This window comes from Clostridium sp. D5, assembly GCF_000190355.1.
In the GTDB taxonomy this organism is placed as follows: domain Bacteria; phylum Bacillota; class Clostridia; order Lachnospirales; family Lachnospiraceae; genus Faecalicatena; species Faecalicatena fissicatena_A.
This window is the reverse complement of sequence record NZ_GL870824.1, coordinates 67,844-77,233: the sequence shown is the minus strand read 5'-3', so window position 1 is coordinate 77,233 and position 9,390 is coordinate 67,844. Positions and strand designations below refer to the sequence as shown.

General features: G+C 44.3%; 6 protein-coding genes. 2 read left to right on the top strand and 4 right to left on the bottom strand.

The annotated features are described in order from the left end of the window. Window positions 1-358 precede the first annotated feature (358 nt). Window positions 359-1,546: a BTAD domain-containing putative transcriptional regulator gene (locus HMPREF0240_RS22870; protein WP_009005763.1), complete on the top strand. Its 1,188-nt coding sequence runs from the start codon at window positions 359-361 to the stop codon at window positions 1,544-1,546. Window positions 1,547-1,760: 214 nt separating this feature from the next. Here HMPREF0240_RS22870 and HMPREF0240_RS22865 read toward each other — a convergent pair whose 3' ends face one another. Further along, window positions 1,761-3,005 (bottom strand): uroporphyrinogen decarboxylase family protein, encoded by a 1,245-nt coding sequence (locus HMPREF0240_RS22865; protein WP_009005762.1) that lies wholly within the window; start codon window positions 3,003-3,005, stop codon window positions 1,761-1,763. 212 nt (window positions 3,006-3,217) lie between these two features. Between HMPREF0240_RS22865 and HMPREF0240_RS22860 the strand changes: the two genes are divergently transcribed. Next, entirely contained in the window at window positions 3,218-5,515 is a 2,298-nt protein-coding gene (locus HMPREF0240_RS22860) for an extracellular solute-binding protein (RefSeq protein ID WP_009005761.1), read from the top strand. 362 nt (window positions 5,516-5,877) lie between these two features. Here HMPREF0240_RS22860 and HMPREF0240_RS22855 read toward each other — a convergent pair whose 3' ends face one another. From HMPREF0240_RS22855 to HMPREF0240_RS22845, 3 genes are all read right to left on the bottom strand, one after another. Beyond that, window positions 5,878-7,260 carry a serine hydrolase gene (locus HMPREF0240_RS22855; RefSeq protein WP_035314691.1) on the bottom strand — a complete coding sequence of 461 codons (1,383 nt, stop codon included), beginning with the start codon at window positions 7,258-7,260 and terminating at the stop codon, window positions 5,878-5,880. Between the two features lie 281 nt (window positions 7,261-7,541). After that, on the bottom strand, window positions 7,542-8,213 hold the full coding sequence (locus tag HMPREF0240_RS22850) for a phosphatase PAP2 family protein (protein ID WP_009005759.1): 672 nt from the start codon (window positions 8,211-8,213) through the stop codon (window positions 7,542-7,544). Between the two features lie 148 nt (window positions 8,214-8,361). Beyond that, complete coding sequence (locus HMPREF0240_RS22845) at window positions 8,362-8,982, bottom strand: helix-turn-helix transcriptional regulator (protein ID WP_009005758.1); 621 nt, start codon at window positions 8,980-8,982, stop codon at window positions 8,362-8,364. Between the last annotated feature and the right edge of the window lie 408 nt (window positions 8,983-9,390).

The following is a 9,390-nucleotide window of genomic DNA, read 5'->3' as shown; positions in this document are numbered from 1 at the left end:
TTCCGAAGCTGCTTTTTAGAACACCTGAGCCGCTTAATCACCAGATTAAGCGGTGAATGTGTTCGGTTCACGCTGATTTTGCGGATTTCCTCTTACTGCTGCTTGGCGCAGCGGCTGTATTTCCAACAGGACAGGTGTTTTTCACAGTCCGTCCCGGCTCACGGTAAGCGCCCCCTCCATCCGCTCCCGAGTCTAAAGCTCGTGAGCTAAATCCCGATTTCCTGTTGAACTTACTATTACTCATACTGTATAATAAAAATAAGTATTTATGCGAAGGGTACATTCTATATATGCCCTCCAGATCGAAGTTTAACCTGTTAAAGTCCATATATTAAATAATACAAAGGAGATTCGCTATATGAGAAGAAAGCCTGACCTTCACATTCGATTTTTTAACGAGTTCGCAGTATCCAGCCCGTATTATGAGTACGCCCCAAGTACACACAACAGTACACAGCTTACACTTCTGATATCCTACCTGGTCGCCAATCAGGATACTAAGGTCCCGAAAGATGTACTGATGGCCATGCTGTGGCCGGATGAGAAGGATAAGTGTCCGGTCGGAGCCCTGCGCAACCTGGTATACAGAGCACGGAAGGAGCTTGAACATCTCTACCCGGATAAAGACGTGGATTACATCAAGTTTACACAGGACGCCTACTTCTGGAATCCGGACCTTTATTGTAAGATCGATATCATTGATTTTGAAAATTATAATAACCTGGCACGGCAGGAATCCGACCCGGAGAGGCAGTTCCGGTACTACTACCGGATGCATCGTTTGTACACAGGCGAATTTCTTTCCAACCATACGTCCATTGAGTGGGTGCAGTACCGCAATACTTATTATAAGAACATGTACATCAACTGCACCCTTAATATGTGTGAATTCCTCTACACCAGATACCGCTATGATGAATTAATCTCTCAATGTGATCAGTCCATCATTTTCTATCCTGATGAGGATCGCTTTTATCGTTATAAACTGCTTGCATACCTGGGTATGAACACGATTAAGACCGCGCTGGAATATTATCACTCTACATTGAATTTCTTTTCCTCAAAATATGGAACCGATATCAGCGGATCTCTGCGGGATGTCCACCAGGAAATCCTTCTGCGTATGCCAAGTAAAGAACTGGATATCAACGAGCTGGAGACAACACTGGGAAAAGACAATGAGATGGGCCAGACCTTTTACTGTAACTTTGATATCTTTAAAAATATTTATCAGCTGCATTCCCGCTCTTCTCAGCGCATGTCCGGCAGGCATTATCTGATGATGCTTACCCTGCATCCCCAAAAAGAAAAGATGCCGGATACCATAAAAGTAAAAGAAATCATGGAAAGCCTGTACTATATGCTTTCTACCCATCTACGGAAAAATGACGTTTTCACCAGAACATCGCTAACCCAGTACTCCGTACTCCTGACCGTAACGGAGGAAATAGGGGTAGATGCTGTGGAATCACGAATAAACGACGCCTTCCTTGAACTGAATGGACACTCAGGATTATATCTGGAAATAGTAAAAAAAGAAATTTAAGAATACAAAGAGAAAGAATACAGACTCTTTTGAAGCAGTAGTATTGCAGAAGAGGCAGACTGTACCGGGGATGCATGCCTATGGAAAAGCATTTATGATCCCCGGTACAGCCCGCCTCTCCTGCTGCAGTATGGTCAAAGGGTCCGTATTCTTTTATTATTTACATATACCCAAAAGGGCATGAACTGACGGATACTTTAGATATCCAGATCTGCTATTTCCGTGAATCAGCCACAGCCTTGTACATGGCCAGGATATTTACTCCAGGTACGTCAGGCATGATATTATGTTCCTGATTAAAGACGAATCCGCCTCCGGGTGCAAAGATATCAATCATCCTTCTTGTATACTCATAGACTTCTTCCGGTGTGGATCTGTTCAGGATGCTTCTTGTGTTGCATCCGCCTCCCCAGAATGTGATATCGTTTCCAAATTCTCGTTTCAGCGTTGCAGGATCCATCTGGTACGCAGTCGTCTGAACCGGATTGATCACATCGTATCCTGCGTCGATCAGATCTCCCATAATCGGATAAATAGAACCGCAGGAGTGCAGGAATGTTTTCATATTGCTGTGTTTATGAACGTATTCATTTAACTGTTTATGATATGGTTTGAATAACTCCTGATATTTTTCTCTGGACATGAACATTCCGGTGTCCATTCCCAGGTCATCTCCGAAACGCAGAATGTCTACAATATCTCCAACTGACTCACATACCTTTTCCAGAGAAGCAAGGTGGCGGATCATCAGCTGCTCTACCAGTGACTCTACATTTTCCGGATCTGCATATGTATCCATCAGGAAATTGTCAATTCGTCTCAGGAAAGTTCCCCACTCAAACAGATTGCATCCGCAGGTAATCATCAGCGCACGGTCTGTCTTCTCTCTTAACGCCAGAGTCCGTTCTCTTAACTGCTGGTAAAAATTGTCGTCCCCTGCATGATCCCACGGGCTGTGCACCAGGGCGCTCCAGAGTACTTTTCCCATCTGGTGGTCCAGATCTGACCAGTCATCCGGATAATCATCCATATATGGGAAATATGTCTGGTCGAAGAAAGTAGCCCCAACCGGCATTCTCGCAATCAGTGTGCCTTCTGAATCGTGAACTACATAGTCTCCGTTTTCCAGCTTTTTTGGCTGGAACCATTTTGGATACTGGCCGGTAGAACCATCAGCAAGCGTCACATCATACCAGTCATCATCGTTCTCATTGAATACTCTTCCGATATCAATCACATCTACGCCAAACTGATCCATCAGTTTGATCTCCGGCTGTACGACCTGCTGTACAACATCGAATATTCTTGTATGTCCACCGGTAATTCCCATCTCCTTTTTCAGGTTGTTATAAGCAATTGCAGAAATTCCTGAACTCGGTGTTCCTCCCAGATCCAGCGGCACATAATCAGGTTCTTTGTGATTAATAGATGCCAATACTCTTTCCCTTGATGTCATCATATTTTTCCTCCATTTCTAAACGGTTAGATTTTCCTGTATACGTTAAGTGCTTTGTTACTTTTGATTATATCCTATTGCTTTTTTTATTCAATAGGGTTTTTAAAATTTTTATCTAAACGTTTAGATTCTTTGATTTTACCATAATAATATGCTATGATAAGACAATTAAAATGCGTAGCGAGAATTCTTTCAAATATGGGAGGTAACTGCCAATGGCAACCTTAAAAGATGTAGCCAAAGACGCCGGAGTATCAATCGCAACGGTTTCCTGCTGCCTGAGCGGCGCAAAAAATGTGAAACCGGAGACCCGTGCCAGAATCATGGACTCCATAGAAAAGCTAAAATATATCCCCAATGCTTCAGCGCGCAACCTTAAGACTGCGGATTCTAAAAAAATAGGAATTGTACTTACTGATATAGACGATTATTACCACGCCGAGATCTTTAAAGGGATCTCTTCTTATCTTCAGAATAAAGGCTACAACATGAACGTTGCCTTTTCCAATAACTCTCCGGATATCGAATGCGATAAGATAGATGATTTTGTAAGCAGTAATGTATCGGGGCTGTTAATTATCACCGCACAGCCACAGAATACGGACTTTTTCACTGCCAGAATCAAGAATTATAATATTCCCGCTGTATTTATAGAACGCAGGCCCGACAATCTGAATACCAGCTTTGTCAGCTTTGATAATGCCAAAACCACCTATTATCTGACGGAAAATCTGATAAAAAAGGGCTATCAGAATATTGCCCTGATCACAGGTTCACAACAATTCTCCTCTGAGTCCGAGGCCATATCCGGCTACAGGACTGCCCTGCAGGATTATGAGCGTTCCATGAATCCTGATCTGATCCAGACCACCAATCTGACCAAAGAGGAAGGATTTAAAGCATTTCTCACCCTGCCCCTTCTGGATCAGGTTGATGCCGTAATCACCACTTCCGAAAATATAGCCCAGGGAGTGGCAGAAGCCTGCAAAATACAGGGAAGCGTTCCATCCGAGGATATACAGATCCTGACTTTTGGAGAAGAATCCTGGAACCGCGTCAATCTGTCCGGAATCATACACACCTCCCGGACTGCATTTACACTGGGGACAAAAGCCGCTGAGCTGTTGATGAAAAATATCGAATCTCCTGTTCTGTTCGAGGAAAAGACGCTGCTGTTTACAGATGAAATCATACACAGCAGTCTTCCGGTTCCCCAGGCCAGAAAAAAGAGCTCTGTCCCCAGAAATCCCCTCACTTCTCAGGAACCGCTCCGCATCCTGATGTCAGACCTTGCAACCTCCCATGCCGCCAAACTGCTTTCGGAAAATTTCACCCGAAAGACGGGCATCCCGGTGAAAATTGATTTTGCCGCTCAAAACATACTGCTTAGTGAAATTGTGGAAGATCTGGGCCGTTCCCGGTCCCGCTATGATATTTATATGTATGACATTCCCTGGCTGCAGTATCTTGTGCAGAACGGGCTGATTGCAGATATCACGGATTACATAGAAAGCACGGATTTCAATCCAGATGCCTTTTTCCCGGAAAATCTGAATAACTGCATGTTCGATAAACGATATTACGGAATTCCCATTGTAGGAGGCTCACAGATCTTATTTTACAGACAGGATCTTTTTGAGAACAGACATATACAGAAAGACTTTAAAAAAATGTTCCGGATTCCGCTCTCTCCGCCCCGTACATGGACGGAGTTTAATGGAATCGCATCTTTCTTTACCAGGAAATACAACCCGGATTCCCCCACTCCATATGGAACTTCCATGGCCGGAATCGTTGATGAAGCACTGGCCCCGGAAATCCTGATCCGCCTCTGGTCAGGCGGTGGGAAGCTTTGGGACAAATACAACCGGGTATGCATGAACACACCGGAAAATGCCCAGGCCTTTGGCAGCATCTTAAAAACCCTTAATTATATTGAGACATCCCCATTTGACACCGATATTTCCCAGACCGTTTATGACTTTTGTTCAGGAAAAACCGCCATGCTGATTACATACTCTGAATATGCGAGTCAGATCTGCCAAAGCATCCACAACAATATCATAGGCCGTGTAGGGTACGAATCAATCCCCGGTAAAACCCCTGCCAGCGTCGGCTGGAACCTGGGAATGAATCCCTACACAGCCCATTCCAGAGAATGCTCCATGTATTTCCAGTGGCTCAGCCAAAAAGACATCAGTATCTACATGACTATCCTGGACGGCCAGTCTCCTGCCCGGGCTCCATACTCCAGCCATGAACTGCTGAAGCTCTACCCCTGGCTGGAGCTAACCGAAAAAAGCTTTGAATACTGCAGAAAAAGAACCGGCCCGTACAGCAAAAATTCCCTGATCATTCCCCAGAGCCGGATTGAGACCACACTTTGCAGCGTGTTAAAAAGCATAGTAAACGATGGCCTGTCCATCACAGAAGCATTGGATAACGGACAGAATGAAATGACCGCACTCTTCAAATCATATGGGTATCCGAAGCCGCTGCATTTTTTGCCTTAGTGGGGACGCCTGTAGGGAGAGGGGCAGAGCAGCGCACACGGGAAACTCCCTGCCATTTTCGGAGAGCCGCCCGTTTGCTAAGAATTGCTAACCAAAAATCATGCCGGATTTGAAGGCACCATCGACATTCACCGGGCAATCTTGATGATTGCCCGGCTCAGGTCGATTTAAAATTTGCTTTGGAGAGCAAGTTTTAGCCTTCAAATCCGGCATGATTTTTGGTAAGCAATTCTAACGCGCACTCTAGGCCCCCCCGAAAACGGCAGGGAGTTTCCCGTGTGCGCTGCTCTGCCCCTCTCCCTACAGGCTGTGCGCATCCAATGGGAATCTTTTTGACACCACTTTCCCGGAGCGTCCCCCTCCTACCTCTTCCGCCTCCGCAAAACCACCGCTCCTGCGGCAATTAGTATGATGAGTACCGCCACTGCCCCAATCCCGATATAGAGTTTGAGTTCAGGCTGTTGATCCGTCTTTTCTTTTGGCGGCTCTGCAGTTAAGTCCTCCTGCTTATTTTCTATTTTACGGCTGTCGCTTGCCGTTGTATCTCCCATCAGTTTCTGATAGCCTTCTTCGGTCAGGGTGGCTTCTGCGCTGCCGACTGCCTGGCCTTTATAGGTATAGTTGACTTTTCCGTCTCTGATTCCATTTTCAGTCAGTACAATATTTTTGTCCAGACTGGAAAAATCTACGCTGTCGGGGAGTACAACATAGGGGTTTTGGGTGTTAAAATTATTGATGTCTTCTGATGTCTCCAGATTCTTAACTGGAACTTTTTTGAAGTTCGAAAAAACATAGTCCATCATGGCTCTTGTATCGGTATAAGCATCTACGCCGTAATCGTAGAGTACTACGGCAGCAAGGTGCATATCTCCGTTGTCAGCCATTGTTACCAGGGTTGTTTTGGCCTGGTCTGTGTACCCGGTTTTACCACCGGTACAGTATTCATAGTAATAGTAATTTTCCGGCCAGAGCATCTTATGGTTCTGCTGGAATACGCGTTCTTCCTGTGTCAGGTTGGTGGCGCCGATTTTATATTCGAGCTTTCCCATAATGGTTCTGAATTCTTCCTGCTGGTAGACAGCAGATGCGATCAGCGCCATGTCATGGGCGGTTGTGTAGTGCTCATCATCGTGAAGCCCGTTCGGATTCACCCAATGCGAATTTGTACATCCAAGTTCTTTTGCCCTGTCATTCATTTTCTGGATAAATGTATCATAGTTTCCGCCAAGCCGCAGCTCTCCCACACTCTCGGCAACCGCATGGGACACTTCATTTGCAGAAGCAAGAAGCACTGCATGCAGCGAATCTTCGAGTGATAACTCCTCACCCACTTTCATTCCGATCTGCGCATCATCATACTGCAGAAAGGAAATACTGTCCTCCGTAAATTTTACCTTATCGGTCAGGTCTGCATTTTCCAGGGCAACAAGCGTAGTCAGCAGTTTTGTGATGCTCGCCGGAAAATGCTTCGCATCCATGTTCTTACCGTACAGGATCGCGCCGCTCTCCATATCCATCACGACCGCTGAATCAGCATACACCTTTGGCCCCCCGGGCCATTTCTCCAGGCCATTGGTATCAATCTCAGCTTCATAGGAAGCCGCCTTTTCCTGCGCTTCCGCCTCTGCGGCCAGCTCTTCCTCCGTCTTCTCTTGTGTATCCCCCTCCTCCGCCATAACAACCGCGGGAGAAAGCATTAAAATAGCGGCTATTAAAAAACAAAATAAAATCCGTTTTAACTTCATAATTCCCTCCAGATTTTTATTATCATATGCTGATCCAGCCAAACTCATTCTTACTAAAAAAAATTATTGCATGCATAATATGTAAATGATATTTATTTAGATTTTGCTGTACCAGCGGATAATTTCATACATTACATACTACCCCAAATTTTGGAAGACCGCAAGTAGTGAGCATGTGGAAGATAGAAGCATGAAAAAACGGATTGATATGGTAAGTTGCAACATTACTATGCAGATTTTTTTGTTATTGTATAAGCAGAACGATAAATCAGTATGCTGTTTTATGTCTCTCTGTACCTCTCCTCTGTGTATACCAGGGCAAAGCAGTATAGTGAATTCAAAGCCGATGAGAGCAATATTCCCGCTACAATATCGGTAAACCAGTGCACCCCGGACAGAAGCCGTCCGATTACCATTACTGCAATTAGTAAGCCAGACATAATATCCACTGTCCAAAGCCATGCTTTCTTTCCACGCAGATAATAATGAAACTGCATCATAGCAGTACCCATAATACAGATGACAAGCATTGTATGGGAGGATGGATATGAAGCTTCTAAACTTTCAGAAAGAAGAACAGGCCTATAATTGATAATGACCAGTTCAAAGAATACATAAACCGCCATAACCAGAAAGTAAAATGCACCGAGTAATAAAAGTCTGCAATCTACTTTCTTAATACTTTTTCTATTTATAAGCTGGAAAAGGCCCAGGGCTGCAAACCCCAACGCGATTATTATGGCAGCAGTTCCCAGCCAGTCTGTAATGTCATACCATATTAAGTTCACGCCAAGGATTTGAAACACGAATTGGTTGATGGCGGCAAGCCCTACTTTAGACTGACACGGTCCAACAGGCTGCACATCGACGTTCTTGATTATAACGGTAAAAAGTATAAAAATTAAAAACAGGGTTCCGGTTATGATGAGATACTTTTTTGATTTCTTTTGCATATCTGATCTTCCTTTCTTTTGCTGTGATACTTTATTTGTAAGCTGCAGTTAGATTATCTGCACACAGCGCAAAAAGGACAAGAAACCTGTCGTCACACTAGCAAAAAGGCCCCGACACTATTCGTGTCAAAGGCCCTTTTCTAAGCATTTAAGGCTGTTTTGCCTGAGTTGGCTTCCATAGTAGAAATACTTTTGCTCCAAAACATAAAAATAGCAGGATCGTTGCATAGGGCTCTCTTGCTGCGGAAAAAAGACAGATTGCTGCAGCGCCCAGAGCAAGTGAAGTTTTTGTAGCTATGCCAAACAATAATTCCTTCTCAAAATAAATAAAAGTAAGTCTGGCAATGCCAAGACCTATCATAAGTATAAAAACTGCCCAGTAAATAGTGCGGTTCATATTGGGCGTATTGGTATTAGCCAGAAGATTGACGGAGTAAACATAGCCTCCCTCAGGCTTACCATATATTGGAAGTACAATAAATGCGATCGCCATTACATCGATCATCCCGCTGATCAGGCTGTAAATCTTCTTCATATTGGAACGGTTCTCACATTCCGCAAGAGTAATCAATTCATCACTTGATAGTAATTCATCAATTGTAACTTCAAAAAGTTTCGATATACACTTTAGTGATTCTATGTTGGGATAGCCTCTGCCGCTTTCCCATTTTGATACAGCTGTCCTGGATACGTAAAGCTGCTCCGCCAGCTGTTCCTGCGTGAGATTTTTTTTCTTTCTAAGCTGTTGCAGCTTTTCGTTAAATTCCATTTATATCCCCCAGTTAAATTTTGTTCTTTATGTTTCCTCAGCTGCAGAATATTTGATGAAACCTGCCTGCTCTTTCCGTTACCTAAAACATCGTTGGTATACCTCATAAAGTTTATTGTAAACATTAATAATGCTTTTATCAATACTCAAACAGAATATACAGATTCTGCCTGCTTTATGTTTATAGGCCGGACCGACTAAAAAATTCACTCCCATCCGGGTGCACTCAGCCTGTCATGGGCGGGGCTTCTGCCGCGGGCGGGGAAACTTTCCTGTCCCTTTCCGCTGGCATAGAGAGCGCCGTAGTTTCACTAGATAAAAAACACATCGGATTGGAAGGCTAAACTCTGCTTCCGAAGCAGAGTTTAAGCCGGCCTGAGCCGCGCAATTCATCAGAATTGCACGGTG